Here is a 639-nt window from a genome sequence, read left to right on the forward strand (position 1 = left end):
TACTTTACGGTATTCGGAGTTTGCAAAGGGTTGGTAAGTCGGGATGACCCCCTAGCCTTAACAGTGCTCTACCCCCGTAAGTATTCGTCCGAGGCTCTACCTAAATAGATTTCGGGGAGAACCAGCTATCTCCCGGTTTGATTAGCCTTTCACTCCTAGCCACAGGTCATCCCCTAACTTTTCAACGTTAGTGGGTTCGGTCCTCCAGTTGATGTTACTCAACCTTCAACCTGCCCATGGCTAGATCACCGGGTTTCGGGTCTATACCTTGCAACTATTCGCCCAGTTAAGACTCGGTTTCCCTACGGCTACCCTAATCGGTTAACCTCGCTACAAAATATAAGTCGCTGACCCATTATACAAAAGGTACGCAGTCACCCAACAAGTGGGCTCCTACTGCTTGTACGTACACGGTTTCAGGTTCTATTTCACTCCCCTCACAGGGGTTCTTTTCGCCTTTCCCTCACGGTACTGGTTCACTATCGGTCAGTTGGGAGTATTTAGCCTTAGATGATGGTCCACCTATATTCAGTCAAAGTTTCACGTGCTCCGACCTACTCGATTTCACTTAAAATGTCTTTTCATGTACGGGACTATCACCCTGTATCGTGGCACTTTCCAGAGCCTTCCATTAACACA

The 639-nt window shown here is 47.9% G+C and carries 1 rRNA gene; it reads right to left on the bottom strand.

Annotated features, from left to right (window positions below):
- A 23S ribosomal RNA gene (locus AC27I2_RS19690) occupies positions 1-639 on the bottom strand; the annotation flags it as partial.

Source organism: Pseudoalteromonas sp. NH0006-46, assembly GCF_057547735.1.